Annotated in this window: 27 protein-coding genes; 25 read left to right on the top strand and 2 right to left on the bottom strand. The window is 49.6% G+C overall.

Annotated elements, in window-relative coordinates; all coding sequences use genetic code 11:
- Positions 1-10: 10 nt before the first annotated feature.
- Both QOS46_RS04470 and QOS46_RS04465 read left to right on the top strand, forming a co-directional pair.
- On the top strand, positions 11-403 hold the full coding sequence (locus QOS46_RS04470; RefSeq protein ID WP_283607563.1) for a Mini-ribonuclease 3: 393 nt from the start codon (positions 11-13) through the stop codon (positions 401-403).
- A 12-nt stretch (positions 404-415) separates the two neighbouring features.
- Positions 416-1,342 carry a YitT family protein gene (locus tag QOS46_RS04465; protein ID WP_283607561.1) on the top strand — a complete coding sequence of 309 codons (927 nt, stop codon included), beginning with the start codon at positions 416-418 and terminating at the stop codon, positions 1,340-1,342.
- Positions 1,343-1,426: 84 nt separating this feature from the next.
- Here the strand turns inward: QOS46_RS04465 and QOS46_RS04460 are convergent, their stop codons facing one another.
- Positions 1,427-1,660, bottom strand: coding sequence for a hypothetical protein (locus QOS46_RS04460; protein WP_283607559.1), 234 nt, complete (start codon positions 1,658-1,660; stop codon positions 1,427-1,429).
- Between the two features lie 68 nt (positions 1,661-1,728).
- On the opposite strand from QOS46_RS04460, the gene QOS46_RS04455 reads away from it, so the two are divergent.
- The 6 genes from QOS46_RS04455 to QOS46_RS04430 all read left to right on the top strand — a co-directional run bounded on the left by QOS46_RS04455 (position 1,729) and on the right by QOS46_RS04430 (position 7,754).
- The gene (locus tag QOS46_RS04455) at positions 1,729-3,066 is read left to right on the top strand and encodes an RsmB/NOP family class I SAM-dependent RNA methyltransferase (protein ID WP_283607557.1); all 1,338 of its coding nucleotides are present in this window, start codon (positions 1,729-1,731) and stop codon (positions 3,064-3,066) included.
- A 106-nt stretch (positions 3,067-3,172) separates the two neighbouring features.
- Positions 3,173-4,243, top strand: a complete 1,071-nt coding sequence (locus QOS46_RS04450; RefSeq protein WP_283607556.1) for a branched-chain amino acid aminotransferase — start codon at positions 3,173-3,175, stop codon at positions 4,241-4,243.
- A gap of 76 nt (positions 4,244-4,319) precedes the next feature.
- On the top strand, positions 4,320-5,201 hold the full coding sequence (locus QOS46_RS04445) for an RluA family pseudouridine synthase (RefSeq protein WP_283607554.1): 882 nt from the start codon (positions 4,320-4,322) through the stop codon (positions 5,199-5,201).
- Between the two features lie 153 nt (positions 5,202-5,354).
- Positions 5,355-6,188, top strand: a complete 834-nt coding sequence (locus tag QOS46_RS04440) for a transporter substrate-binding domain-containing protein (RefSeq protein WP_283607552.1) — start codon at positions 5,355-5,357, stop codon at positions 6,186-6,188.
- An 86-nt stretch (positions 6,189-6,274) separates the two neighbouring features.
- A complete protein-coding gene (locus tag QOS46_RS04435; protein ID WP_283607550.1) occupies positions 6,275-7,033 on the top strand; it encodes an amino acid ABC transporter permease in 759 nt (252 codons plus the stop codon).
- A complete protein-coding gene (locus QOS46_RS04430) occupies positions 7,020-7,754 on the top strand; it encodes an amino acid ABC transporter ATP-binding protein (RefSeq protein WP_283607548.1) in 735 nt (244 codons plus the stop codon). The genes QOS46_RS04435 and QOS46_RS04430 overlap by 14 nt, the downstream gene beginning before the upstream one ends.
- A 185-nt stretch (positions 7,755-7,939) precedes the next feature.
- Here the strand turns inward: QOS46_RS04430 and QOS46_RS04425 are convergent, their stop codons facing one another.
- Positions 7,940-8,101: a hypothetical protein gene (locus tag QOS46_RS04425; protein ID WP_283607546.1), complete on the bottom strand. Its 162-nt coding sequence runs from the start codon at positions 8,099-8,101 to the stop codon at positions 7,940-7,942.
- A gap of 122 nt (positions 8,102-8,223) precedes the next feature.
- Here QOS46_RS04425 and QOS46_RS04420 point away from each other — a divergent pair, with 122 nt between their 5' ends.
- The 17 genes from QOS46_RS04420 (at position 8,224) to lon (ending at position 25,603) form a co-directional block, all read left to right on the top strand.
- Positions 8,224-8,640, top strand: a complete 417-nt coding sequence (locus tag QOS46_RS04420) for a putative ABC transporter permease (protein WP_283607544.1) — start codon at positions 8,224-8,226, stop codon at positions 8,638-8,640.
- Positions 8,641-8,751: 111 nt separating this feature from the next.
- Positions 8,752-9,210, top strand: coding sequence for an S-ribosylhomocysteine lyase (locus QOS46_RS04415; RefSeq protein WP_283607543.1), 459 nt, complete (start codon positions 8,752-8,754; stop codon positions 9,208-9,210).
- A 213-nt stretch (positions 9,211-9,423) separates the two neighbouring features.
- The gene (locus QOS46_RS04410) at positions 9,424-11,058 is read left to right on the top strand and encodes a LysM peptidoglycan-binding domain-containing M23 family metallopeptidase (protein WP_283607542.1); all 1,635 of its coding nucleotides are present in this window, start codon (positions 9,424-9,426) and stop codon (positions 11,056-11,058) included.
- Positions 11,059-11,365: 307 nt separating this feature from the next.
- Entirely contained in the window at positions 11,366-12,649 is a 1,284-nt protein-coding gene (locus QOS46_RS04405) for a UDP-N-acetylglucosamine 1-carboxyvinyltransferase (RefSeq protein WP_283607541.1), read from the top strand.
- An 80-nt stretch (positions 12,650-12,729) separates the two neighbouring features.
- Positions 12,730-13,524, top strand: a complete 795-nt coding sequence (locus QOS46_RS04400) for an MBL fold metallo-hydrolase (RefSeq protein ID WP_283607540.1) — start codon at positions 12,730-12,732, stop codon at positions 13,522-13,524.
- A gap of 36 nt (positions 13,525-13,560) precedes the next feature.
- Positions 13,561-14,037 carry a 23S rRNA (pseudouridine(1915)-N(3))-methyltransferase RlmH gene (gene rlmH, locus QOS46_RS04395; RefSeq protein ID WP_283607538.1) on the top strand — a complete coding sequence of 159 codons (477 nt, stop codon included), beginning with the start codon at positions 13,561-13,563 and terminating at the stop codon, positions 14,035-14,037.
- A 243-nt stretch (positions 14,038-14,280) separates the two neighbouring features.
- Positions 14,281-14,625 (top strand): 50S ribosomal protein L19, encoded by a 345-nt coding sequence (gene rplS / locus QOS46_RS04390; RefSeq protein ID WP_283607537.1) that lies wholly within the window; start codon positions 14,281-14,283, stop codon positions 14,623-14,625.
- Between the two features lie 130 nt (positions 14,626-14,755).
- A complete protein-coding gene (lepB, locus tag QOS46_RS04385) occupies positions 14,756-15,397 on the top strand; it encodes a signal peptidase I (RefSeq protein WP_283607535.1) in 642 nt (213 codons plus the stop codon).
- Entirely contained in the window at positions 15,394-16,263 is an 870-nt protein-coding gene (gene ylqF / locus QOS46_RS04380) for a ribosome biogenesis GTPase YlqF (RefSeq protein ID WP_283607534.1), read from the top strand. Before lepB ends, ylqF begins: the two co-directional genes overlap by 4 nt.
- A complete protein-coding gene (locus QOS46_RS04375; RefSeq protein WP_283607533.1) occupies positions 16,260-16,877 on the top strand; it encodes a ribonuclease HII in 618 nt (205 codons plus the stop codon). The genes ylqF and QOS46_RS04375 overlap by 4 nt, the downstream gene beginning before the upstream one ends.
- The gene (locus QOS46_RS04370; protein WP_283607532.1) at positions 16,870-17,241 is read left to right on the top strand and encodes a YraN family protein; all 372 of its coding nucleotides are present in this window, start codon (positions 16,870-16,872) and stop codon (positions 17,239-17,241) included. The genes QOS46_RS04375 and QOS46_RS04370 overlap by 8 nt, the downstream gene beginning before the upstream one ends.
- 171 nt (positions 17,242-17,412) lie before the next feature.
- On the top strand, positions 17,413-18,927 hold the full coding sequence (gene thrC, locus QOS46_RS04365; protein WP_283607531.1) for a threonine synthase: 1,515 nt from the start codon (positions 17,413-17,415) through the stop codon (positions 18,925-18,927).
- 21 nt (positions 18,928-18,948) lie between these two features.
- Positions 18,949-19,638 (top strand): metallophosphoesterase, encoded by a 690-nt coding sequence (locus QOS46_RS04360; protein WP_283607530.1) that lies wholly within the window; start codon positions 18,949-18,951, stop codon positions 19,636-19,638.
- Positions 19,639-19,732: 94 nt separating this feature from the next.
- Positions 19,733-21,025: a trigger factor gene (gene tig / locus QOS46_RS04355; protein ID WP_283607528.1), complete on the top strand. Its 1,293-nt coding sequence runs from the start codon at positions 19,733-19,735 to the stop codon at positions 21,023-21,025.
- Positions 21,026-21,141: 116 nt separating this feature from the next.
- Positions 21,142-21,723 carry an ATP-dependent Clp endopeptidase proteolytic subunit ClpP gene (gene clpP, locus QOS46_RS04350; RefSeq protein WP_283607526.1) on the top strand — a complete coding sequence of 194 codons (582 nt, stop codon included), beginning with the start codon at positions 21,142-21,144 and terminating at the stop codon, positions 21,721-21,723.
- A gap of 27 nt (positions 21,724-21,750) precedes the next feature.
- On the top strand, positions 21,751-23,064 hold the full coding sequence (clpX, locus tag QOS46_RS04345) for an ATP-dependent Clp protease ATP-binding subunit ClpX (protein WP_283607524.1): 1,314 nt from the start codon (positions 21,751-21,753) through the stop codon (positions 23,062-23,064).
- 91 nt (positions 23,065-23,155) lie between these two features.
- Positions 23,156-25,603: an endopeptidase La gene (lon, locus tag QOS46_RS04340; protein WP_283607522.1), complete on the top strand. Its 2,448-nt coding sequence runs from the start codon at positions 23,156-23,158 to the stop codon at positions 25,601-25,603.

Genomic DNA, 25,603 nt, shown 5'->3' with positions numbered 1-25,603 from the left:
GGGCTGATTTTTGGAACGCTTTTTAGAAACAGACTGCGATCCGCGTCAACTCAGTCCTTTGCCTCTGGCCTTTGTCGGCGACGGGGTTTTCGAGCTGTTTGTGCGGGAGCGTCTGGTTTGCCAGGCAAACTGCCCGGTCAATACGCTGCATAAAAGTGCCGTGGCCCAGGTGTGCTGCGGTGCGCAGGCACAGGCGGCTTTGAAGCTGATTCCCTTGTTTACCGAAGAGGAGGAGGCCGTTTACCGCCGCGGACGAAACGCAAAGGTATCTCATATACCGAAAAACTCCAGCTCTGCCGATTACCATGCGGCAACGGCGCTGGAAACCTTATTTGGATATTTGTATTTGAAAGGGGAGCTGGCGCGTCTGCGTCAATTTTTTGCCTTGATCTGCGAAGAATGAAGGTGCTTTCGTATGGGAGTTTTGAAAACGCGCAATCGGATTGTTTTTTTGGATGTTCTGTATTTTTTAGCTGGCAGTGTGATGTTTTCGGTTTCGGTCAACTGCTTTACCGCACCGAACCACATCGCGCCCGGCGGAATTACCGGCCTTGCAACAGTACTCAATTACCTGTGGGGTACACCGATCGGAACCATGCTGTTTGTCATCAACCTTCCGGTATTCCTTTGGGCTATTTGGGAGCTGGGCTACCGCATTGTCGGAAAGACCATTTTAGCTACCCTGCTGTGTTCCATTACTATTGATGCGTTTTCTTCCATTCTGCCAGTGTATGAGGGAGACCATATGCTGGCTGCAATCTTCGGCGGCGTACTGGAGGGAATCGGTCTTTCTCTGGTTTTGCTGCGAGGTGCGACGACCGGCGGCACAGACCTGATTGCCCGTTTGCTGGAGCAACGGCTTCGCAGCCTTTCCATGGGTCAGCTAATGATGGGCGTGGATGCGATGGTAATTCTGCTCTCTGGCTTTGTATACCGCAGCCTGGAAAGCGCTCTGTACGCCTTTATCACCGTTTTTGTTTCCACACGGCTGATCGATACCATCCTGTACGGCGCGGATGCCGGTACCGGAAAAATGCTGTTTATTATTTCTGAAAAGAATGATGAAATTGCGACTAAGATTCTTTCGGAGATCGATCGGGGTGTTACAGCTCTGAAATCCAGAGGCGTATACAGCAACCGCAGCGGCGAGGTGCTGTTGTGTGCTGTACGGCGGTATGAGGTCAGCAAGGTTACAGATGTGATCCGTTCTACGGACAACAGAGCCTTCATCATTATCGGCGAAGCAGGACAGATCACCGGGCAGGGCTTCCGTGAGATTAAAAAGGAAGATAAAAATCTGAAGGATTTATTGAACAGGAGCAAAAAAGCTGAAGATCAGTAATCCTTTCCAATAAAGCCCCAAAAAGGAAGAGCAGGCGGTTTTGCCATTCGTCAAAACCGTCTGCTCTGAAATGTTTACTGCCGTTTAGCGGTAGTTATTGCTGTTTTCTACATTGCTGTAGCTGTCGCTCTTATGAGAGTTGTTGTAGGAGGAAGAATCCTTCTTCTGCTGAGTAGAATTGCTGGTCTGATTGTTGTTCTGAGTGCTATTCTGAGTAGAGTTGCCGGTTTTATTACTACCGCTCTGGGACTTGCAGTTGCTGGTGGAATTCTGGGTTTTATTTGTGCTCTTCTCATATTGCTTATCCAAGTATTTCACCCCCTTCGCGATATATTGTTTTCCGTTCCTTTTAAAATATACAAAGAATCTTTGGAGCTGACATGCTTATGAACGAATATCCTTTGGCATTTCTGTGCCGCATGAAAACGCTGCTTTGCAGTGAATATTCCGATTTTTTAGAGTGCATGGGGCAGCCTTCAGTGCGCGGGATTCGACTGAATCCACTCAAATGTGATGAAGCAACGCTAAAAAACGCGCTCGATTTTCCAATGGAATCCAGCCCGTTTTCCCCGTATTCCTATCGAATTCCCGAAGATGCGGACAAGCCTGGCCGTATCCCGCTGCACCATGCGGGAGCGTTCTATTCACAGGAGCCCTCCGCGGCCTCGGCAGTGACCGTGCTGAATCCGCAGCCGGGGGAAAAAATACTTGATCTGTGTGCCGCGCCGGGAGGAAAATCCACTCAGATTGCGGCTTTGCTTGCAGGAAAGGGACTTTTGTGGTCTAATGAGGTGGTTCGATCCCGTGCAATCGCGCTGCTTTCTAATCTGGAACGCATGGGCGTTTCAAACGCGGTGGTTTCTTCCTGCCATCCCGAAACGCTGTGCGAAACGCTTTCCGGCTTTTTTGATCGTGTGCTGGTAGATGCGCCCTGCTCCGGAGAAGGCATGTTCCGCCGCGACGCACAGGCGGTGCAGGACTGGAGCGAGGAGCATGTGAGAACGTGTGCTGTACGCCAGGGCCTGATTCTGGACAGCGCCGCGACCGCTTTGCGCGAGAACGGAATTCTCGTTTATTCTACCTGTACCTTTTCGCCGGAAGAGAATGAAGAAACTGTCTATGCGTTTTTGCAGCGGCATCCGGATTTTGTCCTGGAGGATTCCGGTGTTACGTTTGGCCGCCCCGGAATCGGGATGCCTCAGGCGCGGCGTGTTTTCCCGATGGACGGCGGGGACGGCCATTTTGTAGCGAAAATGAGAAAAACATCTACCGCTATCTGCCGTGTGGCAGAGTATCCATTTGCCAAATTTTCTGCGGAATCGGACGCGAAGGCATTGTACAGCCAGATTTTTAACGAGCCGCTTCCGGGTTCGCTGATTCAAAGCGGCAGTGCGATTCTGATTGTGCCGGAGTTTGTTCCGCGCCTCTCCGGCCTAGGGGTAATCCGTGCCGGTGTGATGCTCGGTGAAATCCAGAAGGGCCGCATCGAACCGGCGCATGCGCTGTTCCTGTCGGCTTTGCCGCGGCAGCTGCGGCAGACCGTCCATTTATCGTCGCGCTCGCCCGAAATCCACGCGTATCTGCACGGGGAAGAATTGGAGGTTGATTCCGCCCTGAAAGGCTACGCCGGTGTCGCTGTTGACGGCGTAATTACTGGGTTCGGCAAGTGTTCTTCCGGTAAAATGAAAAACCGGTATCCAAAGGGCCTGCGCAGTCATACTTGATTTTTTGTGTATTTTTCTGTTCTGTTACGATTATCAGGTGTCTTGAATTTAAAAATGATTGGTGCTACAATGAGTTAAAGCGATAAAAAATCAGGGAGGGCTAACTATGCAAATCAGAGTTGAACACACGCAGCACCCTAAGGAGAAGCCTGCGGATGGGACAAATTTGGGATTCGGCCGTATTTTTACGGATCATATGTTTATTATGGATTACACCAGCGGAGAGGGCTGGCATGATCCCCGAATTGTACCGTATGCTCCCCTGAATATGGAGCCGTCCGCCATGTGCCTGCATTATGGACAATCTGTTTTCGAGGGCCTTAAGGCCTACCGTACGGACGATAACCGGATTCTGCTGTTCCGTCCAGACAGAAATATGGCACGTCTGAATGTATCAAATGAACGCCTTTGCATTCCGCAGATTGACGAGGAGTTTGCGGTGGAAGCAATTAAGAAGCTGGTATCCGTAGATCGTGACTGGGTTCCCTCTGCCCCCGGTACATCGTTGTATATTCGTCCGTTTATTATCGGTGTAGACCCGGTTGTGGGTGTACACCCGGCGCATCACCTGATGTTCATTATCATCTGCTCGCCTGTTGGCGCTTATTATCCCGAGGGCTTGAATCCTGTGAAAATTTATGTGGAAGACGGTTATGTCCGCGCGGTAAAGGGCGGTATGGGCTTTGCCAAGACGGCGGGCAACTACGCGGCGTCTCTGAAAGCGCAGGACGAGGCGGAAAAACAGCACTATACGCAGGTATTGTGGCTGGATGGCGTTGAGCGCAAATACATTGAAGAAGTCGGCACAATGAATGTGTTTTTCCAGATCGGTGACGAAGTGGTCACTCCTGCTTTGCAGGGCTCTATTTTGTCTGGTGTTACCCGTATGTCTACCATTGAGATTCTGAAATCCTGGGGCGTTAACGTGACGGAGCGCCGCCTGTCGATTCAGGAGGTTGCCGACGCAGCCAAAGAGGGCAAGCTGAAAGAAGCGTTTGGTACCGGTACGGCGGCGGTTATTTCTCCGATTGGTCATCTCAAATGGGGTGATACGGTTATGGAGTTTAACGACGGCAAAATCGGCTCGTTGTCCCAGCGCCTGTACGATACCATGACCGGTATTCAGTGGGGCAAGCTGCCGGATTCCTTTGGATGGACGGTTGAAGTAGATCAATAAATCAGGTTATTCGCTGATTTTTAGAAAGCGGCGGCTTCGGCTGCCGCTTTTTTGTGAGAAAGGGGAGAGGCGCACCTTGCGCACACTGACTTTTACGGTTCCCGCAGAATATGAAGGCTGTCGGTTGAAAGGTTTTCTGCGCGGGTACTGCCGGGTTTCGGCCCGCCTACTTGTAAAGCTTAAGCGCGTGCATGGTGGCCTTTGTATTAATGGAGCGCATGCAACAGCCGTTACCCTTCTGCATGCGGGGGACAGCATTTGCCTCAATCTGCCGCAGGATGAGGAATCTCCTGTTCCATCAGAAATTCCAATTTCGATTTTATATGAGGATGCAGATCTGCTGGCCGTGAATAAACCCGCGGGAATGGCGATGTATCCTGTACCGGGGTCAGATTCCGGTACGCTTTCTAATGCTGTGGCGTTTCACTGGCGCACGGCAGAGGAAACATGCCGGTTCCGTCCTGTATATCGGCTGGATAAAAATACATCTGGCATTGTGATTGTTGCAAAAAATTCCTATATTGCGGCGGCTTTGTCCCATAATATACAAAAAGAATACATTGCAGTTTGCGAAGGAGCTTTATTCGGCTGCGGAACAATCAGTTCGCCAATCTCGCTTGCGCCCGGCAGCAAAATTCAGAGGACTGTCTCACCTGACGGAGAAGCAGCTGTAACACATTGGCAGAGCATATGCTCGAAAAACGACCTTACTTTTCTGAAAATCCGTCTGGAAACCGGCCGAACACATCAGATTCGGGTTCATTTATCGAGTGTTTTTCATCCACTCGCGGGGGATGACTTGTATGGAGGGCATCGGGATAAAATCGGCCGCCAGGCTCTGCACTGCATTTCGGCCAGCCTCATACACCCGGTAACAGGGGAAGCGCTCTTTTTGCAGGCACCCGTGCCAGAAGATTTTGTTCTGTTGTTGCATGAGCTGGATGTATCAATTGCATAAAAATTGAAAAGCATTTACTTTTGAAAACAACGAACCTGCCAAATTTGAATTTTATAAGATTTAATCCTTGATTTATGTATAATTATGCGATATAATACATTCATATTTTAGTTCTGTGAGAAAAATGAGATTGAATAGAAGAGGGATGGAACCATGAAAAAATCAGTTAAGTTTTTAGCGGTTTGTCTTGCAGCCGCAGCCATGTTGTCCATGTCCGCCTGCAATGGCGGTGGAGCCTCCAGTGGGGCGGCGTCTGATTCCAGCAACGCCGGTGCCAGCACCAGCACTCTGGATACCATCAAGAAAAACGGATTTATCACTATGTCTACCAATGCGGAATTTGAGCCATTTGAATACAAAGATGGCGATGATGTAGTGGGCATTGATATTGAAATTTCTAAGAAAATCGCCGAGAAGCTTGGCGTTCAACTGAAAGTAAACGATGTTGCTTTCGATTCCCTGATTCCGGAAATCACCTCCGGTAAGGCGGATTTTGTTGCGGCTGGTATGACGGCTGATGACGAGAGAAGAAAGAACGTTGATTTTTCCGACAGCTATTTTGACGCGGGCCAGGCGATCATCGTGAAAAAGGGCGGAGAAATTAAGCAGCCCCAAGATCTGGACGGCAAGAAGGTTGGCGTTCAGACTGGTACCACAGGTGATAAATATTGCACCAACGAAGACGGCACCAGCAAAATCAAGGTAGGCTCTGTTGAGCGTTACAACAAGGGGATGGATGCTGTTTCCGATCTGATTGCCGGCAGAATTGATGCGGTTGTTATCGATAATTTCCCGGCTGAGAAATTCGTTGAGAAGAACAGCGACAAAATTGCAAAGCTCGATGATATGCTGACTAATGAGCAGTATGCCATTGCTGTGAAAAAGGGTAATACCGAGCTGACCGAACTGATCAACCAGACTCTGAAAGAGTTGAAGGACAGCGGAGATTTGCAGAAAATCTGTGATAAATATCTGGCACAGGAATAATACAGAATTTCTGTCATTTTCGGGCTGGGTAGCGGGATTCCCCGCTGCCCTCCTTTGCCTTTTCAGTCCTATTTAAGGAGGTTGCTATGGGGAATCTGATTTTCAACCCGCAATATTTGTCCGGTTTTGATATTGGGCGTTTCTTTCAAGATATGTACATGAATCTGGGGCAGCATTTCTATGATGCCTTTATAGAGAAAAGCCGGTATAAATATTTGGTTTCTGGCTTGGGAAACACGTTGCTGATCACCCTGTTTGCGGTGATCATTGGTATTGTACTGGGCACGTTGGTTGCCCTAATCCGCGTTTCTCATAATAATGATAAAAAGAAATTTCGCTTTTTGAATACGATTTGCAGTATCTATCTGACGGTGATCCGCGGAACACCTGTTGTAGTTCAGCTTTTGATCACGTATTACGTGATTTACCAGTCTGCCGATAAAATGGTTGCGGCCGTCATCGCGTTCGGCATTAATTCCGGTGCGTATGTGGCCGAGGTTATCCGCAGCGGAATTCAGTCTGTGGACAAGGGACAAATCGAGGCGGGCCGCTCTCTTGGGCTTAATCAAAAGACGACGATGATCAAAATCGTGTTCCCGCAGGCGCTGAAAAATGTGGCTCCGGCCATCTTTAATGAATTTATTTCTCTGCTCAAGGAGACCTCTGTTGCCGGTTATATCGGTGTGCAGGATCTGACCAAGGGCGGCGATGTGATTCGCAGCATTACCTACGATGCGTATACGCCGCTTTTAACGGTTGCCGCAGTTTATTTGTTGATCGTCATGATTCTGACCAGATGCCTTACCCTGCTGGAAAGGAGGCTCAGTGCAAGTGATATCCGTTAAAAATCTGGAAAAGACATTTCATACTTCCCGTGGAGATCTTTTCGTTCTCAAGGGAATCAGCCAAACGATTGAAAAGGGAGAAAAGGTGGTCATTGTCGGGCCGTCCGGCTCAGGAAAAAGCACCTTTCTGCGCTGCCTGAACCTTTTAGAGCAGCCGACCTCCGGTGAAATCTGGTTTGAGGATGAGGAAATCACCAGTCCCAAATGCAACATTAACCTTCTGCGCCAAAAGATGGGGATGGTGTTTCAGCACTTCAATCTGTTTCCGCATTTGACCATTTTAGAGAATATCACGCTTGCCCCGACTTCTCTGAAGCTGAAAACACAGGAAGAGGCGGAGCAGTCCGCCATGCAGCTTCTGGAAAGAGTCGGCCTGGCTGATAAGGCACAAGCGTATCCTGCCCAGCTTTCGGGTGGGCAGAAGCAGCGCATCGCCATTGTACGTTCGCTGGCGATGGAGCCGAAGGTAATGCTGTTTGATGAGCCTACCTCCGCGCTGGACCCCGAAATGGTTGGCGAAGTTCTTCAGGTGATGAAGCAGCTGGCTGAAGAGGGGATGACGATGATTGTGGTTACCCACGAGATGGGCTTTGCCAGAGAGGTTGGCACCCGGATTTTGTTTATGGATCAGGGCCAGGTACTGGAGGAAGCTCCTCCTCAGGAGTTTTTCGCCGCGCCAAAGCACGCAAGACTTCAGGATTTTCTTTCAAAAATTCTGTAAATAGATGCTCGAAACAGAAGCGCCCGGCAAACACAGTTTGCCGGGCGCTTCTGTTTCATCATTTCACTTTGCGGTTTTCCCTCTCGGAAAAAAGACGGCAGTTTTACTTTAAGAGTTAAAAGAAATTTTTGGTTCCGTTTTCCCATATCGATAGCGGGAAAAAGGATTGCCCGTTTTCATGTACATCAGAAATTCTGCGGCTTTTCTTTCGTCTGCAGATTGCAGGCAATTGCTTTCAGCTCTTCGATTGTGTGAATCTCTAGGCTGGACTGATTGATGGATTCCTGAATAAAGCGGGGAAGAGAAGCAAAGTAGCTGTTCATTTCCTGATTCTCTGACTGAAACATTTCATCGCCTCCTAAAAAGTTCATCTATCAGGTAGACTTTCCAATTTCTCCCTTGAATATTCCTTTGCCACGTTTTCATATTGCCGCGCGGCGCGGAATATATCTGGGCAGGGGGGATTCTGATGAAAGCGTTCGGGAAAGGCATATTACTTTTTCTGGTCGGCGGACTGATCTATTTTTGGCTTGAGGTGTTGTGGAGAGGGTATTCACATTGGAGCATGTTTTTGCTCGGCGGGCTGTGCTTTGTTTTGTGTGGATTGATCAATGAAGTAGTTTCCTGGGACATGCCGCTGCTGCTTCAAATGCTGATTTCGGCCCTGATGATCACCGCACTGGAATTCCTGACCGGCTGTATCGTCAATCTATGGCTGGGGTGGCAGGTGTGGGATTATTCCAAGCTGCGCTTTCAGCTGCTGGGGCAGATCAGCCTGCAATCCAGCGTGATCTGGTTTCTGTTGTCCAGCGTTGGGATTGTGTTGGACGACTGGATTCGCTATTGGTTTTTTGGCGAAGAAAAGCCGTATTATCGGCTGCGGTAAAAGGGATACTTGCAAAGAATGCGGGAAAACGGTAGAATAGAAAAATAATTTAATTCTTTTTGCAAAAGGACAAGCCCTAAAACTGAATTCTACTGATACGAGGGATTTAATATGGATAAAATTGCAAGCTTTCAGATCAATCACGATATTTTGACTCCGGGAATTTATCTTTCCCGTGTGGATGGAGATATTACCACATACGATATACGCATGAGAAAGCCGAATGTGCCGCCGTTTTTATCGAACCCGGCCATGCACACCATCGAGCACCTGTTCGCGACAATGGCCCGCAACTCAACGTTCCGTGATCAGATTATCTACTTTGGGCCGATGGGCTGCCGCACCGGATTTTACTTTCTTGTCAGGAATTTGAAGCACTCCGATGCTATTGCCCTGATTCAGGATGTTTTTGCAAGAATTGCAGATTTTTCCGGCGAAGTTCCCGGCTGTACCTCCATCGAGTGCGGCAACTATCTGGAACACGATCTGGAAGAAGCCAAAGGGGAAGCCGCCGCTTTTCTGCCGGTGATTGCGGGTTGGAGCGAGCAAAAGCTGAGTTATCCGGTTTGAAGCTCTTGGCTTTCGCCTGTATCGTCTATAATAATTTACCAAATTGTAAAATCCTTCCAAAAGGTTGCATATTTTTAATTTTTATATTATCATATAAGAGTTCATTACAAACTTGTAACCAATTTCCTTGCGCGAAAGGAAGGGACTGACGCAATGCAACAATTATCCCTTCATCGAATTTCGATACAGGGTTACGTCGCCGCAGGCTGCCGTATGATATATATCACCGGGATTCAGTCTGTCCGGATTTTAAAAAGACTGCGCAGACGTTTTGTCCGTTTTATTACTCCCGCCGTTGAGCTGGCCGGGCTGATTTATGCGAAAACCATTGGCAAGCAGCTGATCAGGCTGAAAAGAGAAATCCGCCTGTTTCTGGATAATTTTCGTAAAGATGGGGAGCATTTAAAAGAGCTTTCCAAAGGATTGACGCTGCAGGGCGCGGTCGGGCGGTTGCAGCACGTAGGTCTTCATTTTGTAATCCGCAAAAAATTCGTTATGTCGGTGCTAAACATTGCGGCACCGGTTTTTTCGGTATTTTTGCTGCTGGGCACCATCAGCTATTGGAACCATCAGGATTACGGTCTGGTGCTGAGCTATGACGGAAAACAGCTTGCGACCATCAAAGACGAATCTGTGTTTGAAAAGGCGACAGAAATGGTGAATCAGCGCATGGTGTACAGCACTGTGACTGCTGCCAATTTAAAAATTACGCCGACGTTTATCCTCACCGCGATGGACAGCGGCAGATTTTATGCAGCCAGCACACTGTGTGACCGCCTGATTCAGCAATCTAATGGAATCATTGAAGAGGGCAGCGGGCTCTATGTTGACGGTGAATTAATTGGTGCGGTGAAAAGCAGCGCGGATATGACGTATCTTCTTCAAAACATTCTCAATACCGCTAAATCCGGCGATCAATCGGCCAAGGCTTCTTTTGCCGAGGATGTGGAAACCATCAACGGCTTGTTCCCAACCGCCAGTATTGTCAATGCGGAGAGCATGGCTCAAAAACTGACAGGCTCTGAGCAGGCTCTGGCGCTATACACGGTAAAGGATGGAGATACCGCTACCTCTATTGCACGGCAGTACAATCTTACGTTATCGGAACTCAATCGCCTGAATAACAATCAGCTTGGTGATCATTTAAAAATTGGCATGCAGCTTAATGTGCAGACTCCGCAGACTCTGTTGCACGTGAAGGTGGTCAAAAAAGAAATACGGACAACCTCTTTGCCTTATAAAACGGTTACGGAGAAGGATGACAGCCAGTATACCGATTATTCCAAAATCGTAACGCAGGGCCAGGACGGTGTTCAGGAAATTACCGAAGAGGTCACCTATGTTAACGGAATTGAAACCTCACGTACAACGCTCAGCAAGCGTGTTGTAACCGAGGCGGTGGATAAAAAAATCGTAACCGGTACGAAGAAGCGCCCGCAGTACAGTGGGGCGGGTGAGAGCAGTGGGTCTCTGATGTGGCCTGTGCCTTCCATCCGCAATATTACCAGCTACTTTGCTTATCGATGGGGAAGAATGCACACCGGTATTGATATTTCCGGCGGCAACTCCTATGGTAAGACAATTGTAGCGGCAGACGGCGGCGTGGTCACATATGTAAAATACAGCTCCAGCGGGTATGGGTATCACTTGCAAATTAATCACGGCAACGGGATCTCCACTCTGTACGGTCACACCAGCAAGATTCTGGTTTCCTCCGGGCAAAGGGTTTCAAAGGGTCAGCCTATTGCGATGATCGGCAGCACGGGAGATTCTACCGGCGCACATCTGCATTTTGAGGTGATTAAAAACGGCCAAAAAATAAATCCTTTGCTGTATGTGAGCCGCTGATGAGTAGCAAAAAAAGCATTTCGCATAAAAACGAAATGCTTTTTTTATTTCTTTGCTCTAAAGCGATAAATTTAGGGATTTTATTGACTTTTTTTCCTTGGTGTATTATCATCTTAGAAGTACAAAATAGCGTTGAAAGAAACTTCTTGAGCTTCTTTTTTTGACAAAATGTTATGGTTTTCTCTTGTTTTAGAAACGATATTTCAATTGAATTTTACCGACAATTTTTTGTTTTTATAATATTCTTATTATCTTTTGAATTTCATGACAATACTACCTGTTATTATAATGATTGGAGCGTGCCGCATTGGACAAATATGTGATTACCGGTGGCAATCGGCTGACCGGTGAAGTGATCGTCAGTGGCGCTAAGAACGCTGCTATTGCCATTATTCCGGCTGCTATTATGGCGGATGATATTTGCAGAATTGAAAACATTCCTAATATAACTGATGTTACAGCAATTACCCGTATTTTGTACGATATGGGGGCGAAGATCAGAAAGATTAATTCCTCTACCATTGAGATCGATCCAAGGCCGATTCATACCTGTGTGGCTTCGTATGAGCTGGCCAGGCACATTCGCGGCTCGTATTACTTGCTGGGCGCTCTGCTTGGCCGGTTCCGCCACGCGGTAGTCAGCATGCCCGGCGGCTGCGATTTTGGCGTACGCCCGATCGACCAGCATTTAAAGGGCTTTGCGGCACTCGGTGCAACCTATACACTGGAAGGCGGCATGGTAGACGTTACCGCAAAGGAGCTTGTTGGCAACAATATTTACATGGACGTAGTTTCGGTCGGTGCGACGGTCAATATAATGTTGGCGGCCGTACGGGCCAAGGGTACGACGATTATTGAAAACGCAGCCAAGGAGCCTCATATTGTCGATCTAGCAAACTTTTTGAACTCGATGGGGGCGGATGTCCGCGGTGCAGGTACCGATGTAATCAAAATCTATGGTGTTGAGCATCTCAAGGGGACAACCTATTCCATTATTCCGGATCAAATTGAGGCTGGAACGTATATGGCTGCAGCCGCCGCTACCGGTGGTGACGTTCTGATCAAAAACGTGATTCCGAAGCATCTGGAATCCATTTCTGCCAAACTGGAAGAAATGGGTGTTTGCGTTGAGGAATACGATGATTCCATTCGCATCAGGCGCGACCAGCCCCTGAACCGCTGCAACATTAAAACAATGCCCCACCCGGGTTTTCCCACCGATATGCAGCCGCAGATTGCGGTTGTACTTTCCATCGCCCATGGAACAAGCATTATTAATGAAAGTGTATGGGACAATCGCTTCCGCTATGTGGAAGAGCTCAAACGAATGGGCGCCCAGATTTCCGTTGACGGAAAACTGGCGGTGGTTGAGGGTGTGGACCACCTGAACGCTGCTCCGGTGAGGGCCACCGATCTTCGCGCGGGCGCTGCGATGCTGATTGCGGCTTTGTGCGCACACGGTGTCAGCCAGGTGGAGGACATTCAGCACATTGAACGCGGCTATGAGAATGTAGAGGAAAAGCTTTTGGCTTTGGGCGCGGATATTAAACGAGTTCATATTCCGGATCCTTCGGTGGCACAGGCGGTTTAAAACGAATTAAAAAACACGAAGGTTCAGGTCCCGGTAGTAATGGCCGGCCTGAACCGTTTTTGTCAGTGAAGGAGCATGCTATGGCAAGGTTTTGTCCGCTGTTCAGTGGCAGCAGCGGAAACAGTTTTTATATTGGCAGCCGTGATGCGGGAATCCTGATTGATGTTGGACGAAGTGCGCGGCAGATCACAAAGATGCTGGAAAGCTGCAATATTCCCGTGGAGGCCGTCAAGGGAATTTTTATTACGCACGAGCATTCGGATCACGTGAAAGGCTTGCGTGTGTTTTCTGAAAAGAACCGTATTCCGGTTTACGCATCAGCCGGAACCTTGCAGGCCCTGGAGGATGCAGGGGAGGTTACCGCGAAAATGACCTGCTGTGTAGCGGAGGAGCGCGGGACGGAATGCGCCGAAATGATGATTCGTCCGTTTCCGATTTCGCACGATTGTGCCGAGGGCTTTGGGTACCGGGTTCATACGGGCGATGACAGAACGTTTACCCTTGCAACAGATTTGGGGTACATATCCGACCAGGTTCGCCGTGAACTGGAAACCAGCAACCTGGTGGTGCTGGAATCGAACCACGATGTCGGAATGCTGGAAAACGGCCCTTATCCTTATTATTTAAAGCGCCGCATTTTGTCTGATGTAGGGCACTTATCCAACGAGGTCTGTTCCTGCATGCTGCCGCATCTGGCTGAAACGGGAACTACCCGTTTTGTATTGGCCCACCTGAGTGCGGAGAACAACACGCCGGATATTGCGTATCAAACCTCTCTCTGCGCACTGAAAATGGCCGGAATGCAGCAGCAGGTCGATTTTGAACTGACTGTGGCGTCGAGAGAAAATCACACAGGGAAGGTTCTGTTGTTTTAGCTATGAGCTTTGGAGCCTTTTTGATCAGGAGATGTTATGGTAACAATTCAGGTACTGTGCGTGGGCAAGCTGAAGGAAAAATATCTGCAGTCGGCCTGTGAGGAATATGCCAAGCGCCTGGGCGCGTTCTGCCGCTTTTCTATTACCGAAATTACGGAGGAACGCCTGCCAGATGCTCCGTCGGAGGCACAGATTCAGGCTGCCTTGCGAAAAGAAGGAGAACATCTGCTTTCCCTTGCACAGGGAACTGTACTATCCCTGTGCATTGAGGGAAAGCTTCTTTCTTCACCTCAGCTGGCGGCGGAACTGGAGCGCCGGGCCGTAGGCGGTGCCAGTGCGTTTACCTTTGTAATCGGCAGTTCGTTTGGGCTTTCCGATCAGGTGAAAGAGAAAAGCGCACTGCGGCTCTCTATGTCACCGATGACGTTTCCCCATCAGCTGGCCCGTGTGATGCTGTGCGAGCAGATTTACCGCGCCTTTCAGATTAACAGCAATGGAAAATACCATAAATAATTCGAAAACGGAGAAGAAAACGGAAAACGATAGATTCCGTTTTCTTTGAGTAGAATCACGATCATCCGTAATTCAGAAAATTAGAAAAAAATCTTGCGGTTTTTACCGGGTTATGGTATGATATATGGGCATTTGGATACCGTTGGCCTTTCCGGCGGGGTTCAATGCCCGGGTTTTCCCGTGACATTGAAGCGGACAGTCCTCTGCATTGCATGAATGTCTGGAATTTTAGGAGGAAAAAGAATGGATGCTTTAAAATTGATTGCTCAGGAGTCTGCAAAGACTGAGCTGCCGAAGTTTGGAATCGGCGATACCGTTAAGGTCAGCGTAAATATCCGTGAAGGTGACAGAGAGAGAATTCAGCTGTTCGAGGGTACTGTAATTGCCCGCAAAGGCAGCGGCATTACTGAAACCTTTACTGTCAGACGCGTATCCTACGGCGTAGGCGTGGAGAGAGTTTTCCCGATCCATTCCCCCAACGTAAAGGATGTTACCATTGTGCGCAAGGGCCGTGTACGCCGTGCGAAGCTGTACTACCTGCGTGACAGAGTTGGTAAGGCTGCCAAGGTTAAGGAGCAGCTTCGCTAATTGAGCGAACCACTCCCATTATATTTGGATTGCAAAAGGCTGTGGGGGAGGTTCCGCACAGCCTTCAACGGTTGAAAAGGGACATTGATTGTCCCTTTTTTGCTATTCGCGAAAAGGAGGCGCTCGTCCGTTGCAAGAGGAAGAGAAAAACACTATGGTGCAAATTGAATCGGGATCAGAGCTGCAGCAGAATGATCCGAACTCGAATGACCCGTCTCCTCAGCCCAGCGCGTTTACCGTAAGCTGCTTTGAATGGGTGGATTCTCTGGTCATGGCGCTGGTTGCCGTGGTGATTTTATTTACGTTTTTGTTCCGTGTGGTAACGGTGGACGGTACCTCTATGCTGCCGAATCTTTACAGCGGAGACAGAATTGTGGTTTCCAGCTATTTTTATCAGCCGAAGCAGAATGATGTGGTGGTTTTAAAACGTACCATCGGACTGACAAAGCCAATTGTCAAGCGAGTGATTGCCCTTCCGGGCCAAACGGTGAATATTGATTATTTGACCGGCACGGTTTCTGTGGACGGAAAAGAGCTTGATGAATCCGCTTATATTGAGAACGGAATCACGCATGAACCCATGACGTCGGAAGCGCTGCTGCAGTTTCCGCAGACTGTTCCTGCCGGACACATTTTTGTTCTCGGCGATAATCGCGAGGTTTCGGAAGACAGCCGCTTTGAGGCGGTCGGTATGGTAGATGAACGATATATTTTAGGGAAAGCGGAAATGATTCTGTTCCCGATTTCCCGGTTTGGAAGGATTGGATCATGAGCGAGCCACAATCGGTTCATTGGTATCCGGGGCATATGACCCGGACAAAGCGTCAAATTGAAAAAAGCCTGAAGCTGGTGGATATTGCGGCGGAGATGATTGATGCCCGCATTCCGGTCAGCAGCAGAAACCCTGTGTTGGACAGCCTGATCCAGAATAAGCCGCGGGTCATTTTAATGAATAAATCCGATTTGGCGGATCCGGCGCAGACCGAGCGCTGGATCCGCTTCTACCAGTCTCAGGGGATTTCAGCTGTTGCGCTGGACAGCCGTTCCGGCAAAAACCTGAAAGCCTTCTTCCCGCTGGTGCGCGGCGTTCTGGCCGAACGCATCGCGGCGTGGCAGGCAAAGGGGATGGTGGGACGCCCCATCCGCGTGATGGTAGTGGGAGTACCCAACGTGGGCAAATCCTCGTTTATCAATAAGCTTTCCCACGGAGGAAAAGCCAATGTGGAGGACAGGCCCGGTGTTACCCGCAGCAACCAGTGGTTTACACTGGGCGGCGGCTTTGAACTTCTGGATACTCCCGGTGTTCTCTGGCCCAAGTTTGAAGATCGCCTTGTAGGGGAGCGCTTGGCATTTACCGGCGCGGTGAAGGACGACGTGCTGGATACCGAACATCTGGCAGCCCGGTTACTGGAGGTTTTGTGCGTGTCGTATCCGGCACCACTAAAAGAACGGTATAAGCTTCAGAACGAGGATTTCACCGGAATGAAGGGCTATGAGGTGCTTGCACTCATTGGCCAAAAGCGTGGAATGTTGATTCCCGGCGGCGAAGTGGATATTGAGCGTGCCGCAATTACTGTACTGGATGAGTTTCGGGGTGCTAAGCTTGGCCGCGTTACGTTGGAGCAGGTGCAGAAATGATCGATTGGTATGCCTGGGAGCTTCAGGCACGCCAGCAAGGCTTTTCGGTAGTTTGTGGCATCGATGAAGCGGGCCGGGGGCCTTTGGCCGGCCCGGTGTTTGCCGCTGCTGTCATTTTGCCGCAGCACTGCGAAATTGAGGGGCTGAACGATTCCAAAAAGCTCAGTGAAAAAAAGAGAGAGCTTCTCTTTGATCAGATCACACAACAGGCTGTTTCTTATTCGGTCGCATTTGCTACGGAGCAGGAGATCGATAGCATCAATATTTTGCAGGCAACCTTTCTTGCGATGAACCGTGCTTTTTCCGGCTTATCAGTTCCGCCGGACTGTGCTTTGGTGGACGGCAACCGCGATCCGCATCTGCCGGTACCCGCCATGCTAATCATTAAGGGCGACGCACAGAGTGCGAGTATTGCCGCGGCTTCAATTCTGGCCAAAGTCAGCCGTGACCGTCTGATGCTTGAGCTTGACAAGCTGTACCCGGAATATCAGTTTCAAAAGCACAAGGGGTATGGAACTGTACTTCATAGAGAGCTGCTGCTGAAATACGGCCCTTGTCCCATTCACCGCAGAAGCTTTCTGAAAAAAATTCTGGGAGAGGATTTCATTGGATAATCGCTCCGGAAAAACAGGCGAAACCTATGTCGTGCAGCTTTTGCAGGAACGCGGCTGCCGGATTCTATGCCGCAACTATCGCTCCCGCTTCGGCGAGATCGATATTATTGCGCAGGATGGCTCTTACCTGGTCTTTGTAGAGGTTAAAACCCGAGGAAACCGTTGCCTTGGCAGCCCGCAGGAGGCTGTAACCGCGTCAAAGCGGCGAAAGCTGATTCTGACGGCTACACAATATTTGTCCAAAGGTTGTTCCGAGCTCCAGCCTCGCTTTGATGTTGCCGTGGTGCGAACGGATGAAGCCGGGCAGGCGCTTTCTGCCGAATTTTTCGAAAATGCCTTTGACGCAGAGGGAAGCTTTGCATGAAAATATGAGAAAATCCTCTTTGATCTCTCGAATTTTGTATGGAAAGGAGAGGCTTTTTTCTGAAACGGTTTACCACACTTTTTGCACTTTCCAAATTCTCAGAATATTTTGACACGACGAACAATTTATTATAAAATAAGGCAAGGAACGAACAAAAAGGGGGAATTCACCTTGCAGTATAAATGCACCAGGAACAAAGCAGAATCACTTTCCGCCGCTCAGGCGATTGTACAAGGAATTTCGGCGGATGGGGGACTGTTTGTTCCGGAAAGCCTTCCGACTTATACCGCGGACGATTTGAAAGTGCTGAGCAAGAGCAGCTACACCGAGCGAGCCGCTCGCATTTTAACTGATTTTTTACCGGAGTTTTCTGCGGATGAAATCCGTGAAAGTGTGGGCGCTGCCTATTCCGAACAAAAATTTCCCGGCGGCGCGGCACCGCTTCACCTCATTGCGGAAAGCAAGGAAGCTTTTCTGGAGCTGTGGCACGGTCCGACCTGCGCGTTTAAAGATATGGCTTTGCAGCTTCTGCCCCACCTGTTGACCAGATCACTAAAAAAGACAAATTGCGATAAAACAGCCGTAATTCTGGTAGCTACCTCCGGTGATACGGGCAAGGCGGCGTTGGAAGGCTTCCGCGATGTTCCCGATACAAAAATTCTGGTGTTTTATCCGGATAAGGGCGTCAGCGCAATGCAGCAGCGCCAAATGAATACGCAGGAAGGCGAAAACGTTGCTGTCTGTGCTATCGAAGGCAATTTCGACGATGCCCAGACTGGTGTAAAGCATATTTTCACGAATCCGGAAATCCGCAAAGAGCTGGATGAAAACGGTATGTTGTTTTCCAGCGCGAACTCCATCAACTGGGGTCGCCTGCTGCCTCAGATCGTCTATTATTTCTCTGCTTATTGCGATGCGGCCGAGCAGGGAATGCTTGAACTGGGACAGCCCCTTAATGTTGTGGTACCAACCGGCAACTTTGGCAATATTCTGGCTGCCTATTATGCAAAAAAAATGGGCCTGCCGATTGGAAAGCTGATTTGCGCGTCAAACTCCAATAATGTGCTGACTGAATTTTTAAGCACCGGAGTCTATGACCGTAATCGAAATTTCTATACAACGATTTCCCCTTCCATGGATATTCTGGTGTCCAGCAACTTGGAACGCCTGCTGTTTGATTTGACCGGCGGCAATTCTGAATTGGTTTCCGGTTGGATGAAGGAACTGAACACCACAGGCCGGTATGAGGTTGGAGCAGAGCTGACCGCAACCTTGAAGGATTTGTTCTTCCCGGGCTTCTGTGATGACGATCAGACAAAGAAAACAATCCACGAAGTGTTTCAGAATCAGAACTATCTGTGTGACCCTCACACGGCGGTGGCCGAAGATGTATATAAGCAGTATGTGAAAGTGACCGGCGACAAGGAAACTCCCGCCGTGATTGTTTCCACTGCCAGTCCGTATAAGTTTGCAGACAGCGTGCTCGAGGCTGTTGCGCCTGACCAGAAGCAGGAGACCGGTGATTTTGCTAAGGTCGAGCAGCTTTCTTCTCTTACCGGTACCACGGCGCCCGCGCCGATCGCTCTGCTTCAGGAAAAGACAGTTCGTTTCCACAATTGCTGCCAGATTGCACAAATGCCTCAGGTGGTATTACGCATGGCGGGGCTCGAAGCGTCCAAAGCCTGAATAATAGAAATGAGGTAGCACATGGCGTTGTATGCGATTGCCGATCTGCACCTTTCTCTTGGTGCCAATAAGCCTATGGATGTTTTTGAGGGCTGGCACAATTACGTGGAAAGGCTGGAGAAAAACTGGCGCAGTACCGTACGGCCGGAGGATACAGTGGTGATTGCCGGAGACATCTCCTGGGCGATGAAACTGGAAGAAACTGAACGGGATTTTGCATTTCTGCATTCTCTGCCGGGCAAAAAGCTGCTGCTCAAGGGCAATCATGACTACTGGTGGAGCACCAGAAGCAAAATTGACGCGTATCTTGCCGCAAAGGGCTTTGATTCGCTGCAGATTGTACACAATGATTCCTATCCCGTTGGGGAGCTTGGAGTCTGCGGTACGCGCGGCTGGCTGTATAATGCAGCCAGCGATGAGGATTTGAAAATCGTTAACCGCGAGGTGGGCCGGCTGAACGCCTCCATCGATCATGCGGCAGCACGTGGGCTCAACCCTGTTGTGTTTCTGCATTATCCCCCCGTGTACGATGGGATGGTCTGCAAAGAGATTTTAGAGGTTCTTTTAAGCCGGGGAATCCGGAAATGTTATTTTGGGCATATTCACGGCACACAGGCGTCCCGCAGGGCCGTAACAGGGGAATACCAGGGGATTGAGCTACACCTTATTTCCTGTGATTATCTCGGTTTTATGCCGCTTTTGGTCTGTTAAATAAATTATGAACATTTCCGTGAAAATATGGAATATTTGCCCCCGGTATGCTATAATAAATAAGATAATATGCAATTAGCAGGAGGAAAACAAAATGAGTTTAAAATCGTCCAATCAGGTAGAAACTAACCGTTATCAACTTGAGGTTGAGGTTGACGCGGATGCTTTTGAAAAAGCGGTTAGCCAGGCTTTTCATAAACAGGGCAAAAAAATCACAATCCCGGGTTTCCGCAAGGGAAAGGCTCCGCGTGCCTTTATCGAAAAATATTATGGAGAGCAGTTTTTCTACGAGGACGCTGTAAACGCTGTTTATCCTGCTGCTTTAGATGAGGCTGTAAAAGCTGCCCAGCTCAGACTGGTAGATGAAAAGATCGATTTTGACGTAGTCAGCATCGGCAAAGACGGACTGGTGTTTAAGGCGATTGTTACCACCTGGCCCCAGGTGAGCATCAGCGACTACAAGAGCCTGGAAGCAACCAAAACTGCGGTTGAGGTAACCGATGAGGACGTTGACAGCGAAATCAAGAAGGTTCAGGACCGCAATTCCAGAATGATTACCGTGGAAGACCGCCCTGCCCAGACCGGTGACGCGGTTGTGATCGACTTTGAAGGCTTTGTAGACGGCGTTGCGTTTGAGGGCGGCAAGGCGGAAAACCACACGCTGGATCTCGGCTCCGGCCAGTTTATCCCGGGCTTTGAGGAGCAGGTTGTTGGCCACTCCACCGGCGAAGAGTTCGATATCACCGTAACTTTCCCGGAGGATTATCAGGCTTCCACCCTCCAGAATAAAGAGGCTGTATTCAAGATTAAGCTGCATGAAATCAAGCAGAAAGAGCTGCCGGCCGTTGACGATGATTTTGCGAAGGATGTCAGCGAGTTCGATACGCTCGACTCTTATAAAGAGGACATTCGCAAGAATCTGCTGGAATCCCGTGAGAAGGCAGCACAGGACGAAGTTGAGGCTCAGTTGATCGACCAGTTGGTTGAGAAGCTGGAGGGTGAAATTCCGGAGGCTCTGTACCAGAATAAGATCAACGACGATCTGCGCGACTTTGCGTATCGCCTGCAGTCTCAGGGTCTGGACTTCAACACCTACCTGAAATATACCGGTATGGATCAGAACACAATCCGCGACCACTTTAAGCCCCAGGCCGAGAAGCAGGTTAAAGTTCGCCTGGCTCTGGAAAAGATTGCCGAGCTGGAAGAAATTAAGCCTACGGCGGAAGAAATTGAGGCTGAATTCGAGAAGCTTGCCAAAACCTACAGCATGGAAGTTGACAAGGTGAAGGGCTTTATCCCCGAGGCTGACCTGGCTCAGGACCTGGCAGTAGAAAAGGCAGTAGGCATCGTTCGTGACAACGCAAAGATCACGGAGAAGAAAGATTAATTACAAAGCCCCTTTATCGGAGCTTTGACAATACAAATGGCTATTCCGCCGCCGATTACCGTGCGAATCGGCGGCGGAAACACAAAGAAAACCCGCATGGAAGAAAGGTGGTTAAGATGAGTTTAGTCCCATATGTTATTGAACAAACAAATCGCGGTGAGCGTTCGTACGACATTTTTTCCCGATTGTTAAATGATAGAATTGTGATGTTGAATGAAGAGGTCAACAACGTGACGGCAAGTCTGGTGGTTGCACAGCTTCTGTATTTGGAAGGTCAGGATCCGTCGAAGGATATCAGCCTTTATATCAACAGCCCGGGCGGCTCTGTAACGGCCGGCCTTGCAATTTATGACACTATGCAGTATATTAAGTGCGATGTTTCCACCATCTGCATCGGCATGGCTGCTTCCATGGGCGCGTTTCTGCTGACTGCCGGTGCAAAGGGAAAACGCTTTGCACTGCCCAACAGCGAAATCATGATTCATCAGCCCAGCGGCGGTGCGCAGGGTCAGGCGACAGATATTATGATCCATGCGGATCACATCATCGCCACGAAAAAGAAGCTCAACGAGATTTTGGCAGAGAAAACCGGGCAGCCTATTGAGGTGATCATGAAGGACACGGAGCGTGATAACTTTATGACCGCAGAGCAGGCGGTAGCTTACGGCCTGGTAGATAAAGTGATTGCCAAGAGATAACTTCTATGTGAAGCAGGTGATAATAGAATGCCGAATAACGACGAAACCAAGGAAAGAGAGTTGTGCTGCTCCTTTTGCGGTAAGCCGCAAAGTCAGGCTCGCCGCCTGATCGCCGGTCCGGGTGTTTATATTTGTGATGAGTGCGTGCAGCTTTGCAATTCCATCCTGGAGGATGAGTCACACTTATCTAACCGAAAAAAGACCTATACGGGCGATACCGGCACAATCCTGCTCAAACCGCAGGAGATTAAAAAGAAGCTGGATGAATATGTGATCGGGCAGGAGAAGGCAAAAATTGCTCTTTCCGTCGCGGTTTACAACCATTATAAACGTGTTTATTATGGCGGTGAAGATGTCGAGATCAGCAAGAGCAACGTTCTTCTGCTGGGTCCCACCGGTGTGGGAAAAACCCTGCTGGCGCAGACGCTTGCCAAGCTCCTCGATGTACCATTTGCGATTGCCGACGCCACAACGCTGACTGAGGCCGGTTATGTGGGTGAGGATGTGGAAAACATTCTGCTCCGCCTGATTCAGGCTGCTGATTTTGATATTGAACGCGCAGAGAATGGTATTATCTATATCGATGAAATCGATAAGATTGCCAGAAAATCAGAAAATCCTTCCATCACCCGCGATGTCAGCGGCGAAGGTGTTCAGCAGGCTTTGCTGAAAATTCTGGAAGGCTCTGTCTGCAACGTACCGCCGCAGGGCGGTCGGAAGCATCCGCAGCAGGAATTCCTGCAAATTGATACGTCCAATATCTTGTTTATCTGTGGAGGCGCTTTTGATGGGCTGGATAAGATCATCGAAAAGAGGACAGCCTCTTCTTCTATGGGCTTCGGCGCACAGATCCAGAGCAAAAAAGAACTGGATACTACCGCGTGGATGTCTGAAGTGATCCCTCACGATCTGGTGAAATACGGCCTGATCCCCGAGTTGGTAGGACGCTTGCCGGTAATCACCGCTCTGAACGGACTGGATGAAGAAGCGCTGGTGCGAATCCTGACTGAGCCGAAAAACTCGCTGGTGAAGCAGTATAAGCACCTGTTCCAGCTCGATAAGGTCGAGTTGGATTTTCAGCCGGATGCGTTGCGTGAGATTGCCAAAAAAACCATCGAGCGCCAAACCGGCGCGCGTGGCCTGCGCTCTATTATGGAAGAAATTCTCACCACGCTGATGTATGACGTTCCGTCGGAATACACGGTGGAGAAAGTGATGATTACACCCGAAACCGTTACAAAGGGTGCTGCGCCGGAGTTGGTTTATAATGAAAACCGCAAGCCGGTGAAAATTAAAATTTCAAATCCCCAAAAACGCGGACGCAAGGATACCGCGTCTTAATTCACAGCATAGCTGTTGTTGACAAGGAACAGGAATCTATCCTTGTTAGCAACAGCTTTTTTCTTCCACTGAATTACAATAGGAGTGAAATATGAGCAAAAAAATCGAGCGACAAACAGAACTACAAACCTTGCCGGTTTTGGCATTGCGCGGGCTGGTTTTGTTTCCCGGTATGATTCTGCAATTTGATGCGGGAAGAAAAAAATCGATTTTGGCCCTGCATGAGGCAATGGAGCAAAATCAGACGATTTTTCTGGTGGCTCAAAGGGATCTGGAGGATAATGATCCGGATTCCGAGCAGGTATTCCAGATTGGTGTCATCGCGAAGATTAAGCAGATTCTGCACCATACGGAAGACGGGGTTCGTCTTTTGGCGGAGGGAATCTGCCGTGCGCAGATAGAAGAGGTTGTCAGCGAATCTCCGTTTTTAACAGTGAAGGCCGTGCCGCTGCAAACACTGCCGGCGCGAGTGGGCAATAAAACGGAGGCTTTGGTTCGCTATACGCAGAGTCTGTTTGAAAGATACCTGCAAAATTATAAGCGTATTTCGCCCGACATCGTAATTGGTGTTGTAAAAAACAAGAGCTGTGGCCCCCTGGCCGACTATATTGCGTCGAACCTGATGCTCGATTTTGAGCAGAAGCAGGTCATTTTGGAGGAGCTGCACCCGGTTCGCCGGCTGGAAAAGCTGGTAGATATTCTCGAGCATGAGGTTCAGGTACTGGAAATCGAGAATGAAATCACTGAAAAGGCCCGGGAGCAGATGAACCAGAACCAGCGGGATTATTTTCTGCGGGAGCAGATCAAGGCGATTAATTACGAGCTGGGGGAGGACGACAACCCCCAGGAGGAAGCCGAAGAGCTGCGCGAGCGGATTTTAAAGCTCGATATGCCGAAAAAACAACAGGAAAAGCTACTGAAGGAATGCGAACGTTTCGGAAAAATGCCGTTCGGTTCGCACGAAGCGAGCGTTATCCGCAATTATCTGGACGTTTGCATGGAGCTGCCTTGGAGTACATCCTCCAAGGAAACGATCGATCTTTTGAAGGCGCAGCGCGTTTTGGATAGGGATCATTACGGCCTCAAAAAGGTCAAGGAACGGATTCTCGAAACGCTGGCTGTCCGCAAGCTGGCTCCAGACATCAACGGGCAGATCGTCTGCCTGGTGGGCCCGCCCGGTGTCGGAAAAACCTCCATTGCCCGTTCCATCGCCAAAGCGATCGGCCGCAAATATGTGCGTGTTTCTTTGGGCGGCATCCATGATGAGTCCGATATTATGGGTCACCGGCGCACCTATATCGGCTCCATGCCGGGGCGAATTATGAACGCGGTCAAGCAGTCGGGGGTCAATAATCCTCTGATCCTGCTGGATGAAATCGATAAGCTGGGCAACAGCTTTCGCGGCGACCCTGCGGCCGCATTGCTCGAGGTTCTGGATTCGGAGCAGAATTCCGCGTTTTACGATCACTATATCGATATGCCGTTCGATTTGAGCAAGGTGCTGTTCTTGACGACGGCCAACGATGCCAATACCATTCCGGAACCGCTGTTGGACCGCATGGATGTCATTTTTCTTTCGAGCTACACGCACGAAGAAAAATTTCAGATTGCGACAAAGCACCTGATTCCCAAGCAGCTGAAAAAGCACGGAATCAATGCACAAATCCTGCGGATTACACCGGCTGCGGTACGTGATCTGATTGATAGCTACACCCGTGAGGCGGGCGTGCGAAATCTGGAACGCAACATTGCGGCGATCTGCAGAAAATGCGCGAAGCGGATCGTGGCGGAAGAAGATTTGAAAATTACGGTAAAGCCTGCTGATTTGGAAGGCCTGCTTGGGCCCCGCCGATTTAAGCCGGAAAGCCGGAATAAACTTGACGAGGTCGGCCTTGTTAACGGCCTGGCCTGGACCAGCGTGGGCGGCCAGACGATGCCCATTGAGGTTGCTGTGATGGAAGGGAACGGAAAGCTGCAGCTGACCGGTTCTCTCGGCAATGTGATGAAGGAATCCGCCCAGACTGCGATTAGCTGCATTCGCTCTAAAGCAACACAGCTGGGGATCGACGGGCAGTTCTACAATAAAACGGATATTCACATCCATGTGCCGGAGGGAGCTATCCCGAAGGACGGCCCCTCGGCCGGTATCGCAATGGCAACCGCCATTACCTCCGCGCTTGCTCAAATTCCCATCCGCCACGACGTGGCAATGACCGGCGAGATTACCCTGCGCGGCCGGGTACTGCCGATCGGTGGCCTGAAAGAGAAGTCTATGGCCGCTTACCGCAACGGAATTCGCACGGTTATCATTCCGGAGGATAATTTCTCCGACGTATCGGAGTTTGATGACGTAGTCAAGGAAAACGTTCATTTTGTTCCGGTGAAGAAAATTGATGAAGTGCTTGGCTTGGCGTTGACCAAGAGGCCCCACCCGTTGCCGCAAGCCAAGGCTGTGCCTCAGGCTGCTGAGCCTGCCAAAAGTGCAGATCCTGTTGCACAGCCTCAGCCACCTGTGATGCGGGAGCAGCCCCAATGTTAG

Origin of the sequence: Faecalispora anaeroviscerum, assembly GCF_947568225.1 — a bacterium.
Lineage (GTDB): Bacteria > Bacillota > Clostridia > Oscillospirales > Acutalibacteraceae > Faecalispora > Faecalispora anaeroviscerum.
This window is presented reverse-complemented; position numbering and strand designations above follow the sequence as displayed.